At 40.5% G+C, this 571-nt stretch carries 1 protein-coding gene; it reads right to left on the reverse strand.

From position 1 onward, the window contains the following. Positions 1-249: 249 nt before the first annotated feature. The coding region (locus LKX83_RS31800) for a hypothetical protein (RefSeq protein ID WP_465249355.1) at positions 250-571 on the reverse strand (322 nt) is incomplete at its 5' end.

The raw sequence follows: 571 nt of genomic DNA on the forward strand, positions 1-571 counted from the left end.
TTTTTTGCATGAGAGAATTTGTACCACCTCCCACCGACCATCTATGACTGTACGCCACTGTCCCTAGGACTGCTATGTGCCGGAGCGGACATTACAAACGTCCTTCTCGGTGCATGCCACTGTTGCCAATGACCTGCCTAGGAATTGGTTAGCAAGTTACTACCGGATTTTGTAAAAACAGCCCTCCTCATATAAAAAGTATTCGTTCACTTCCGATAAGCGTCGTAATTTTCTATCTTTCATCATATTCTAGATCCCTCTGAAAAAATCTTCCGAGTTTGCTAGGCACTGATACATAACTCTTTTCCAATAATTGGGGAAGTCATTCAAATCTATAATAGGTTTCAGATTTGCTTCAATAAATTCTGACTGTAGCTGCTGAAACGTTGCGGTTGAACTATATTTCCTTATAACTTTTACGAAAGAGTTTCTTTGAGTAATCACTTCACTCAAGTGCTTCCCTGCCTCCAAACGATACCTGTTAGCAATATTTAATAGCTTGAAATGATGAAGAGCTCTGTGTTTGTCTTCCTGCCTCCAGTTCACCGGGCATTCAACATAAAAACTGATA

It is taken from the genome of Cohnella baijiui, from assembly GCF_020731285.1.
Lineage (GTDB): Bacteria > Bacillota > Bacilli > Paenibacillales > Paenibacillaceae > Cohnella.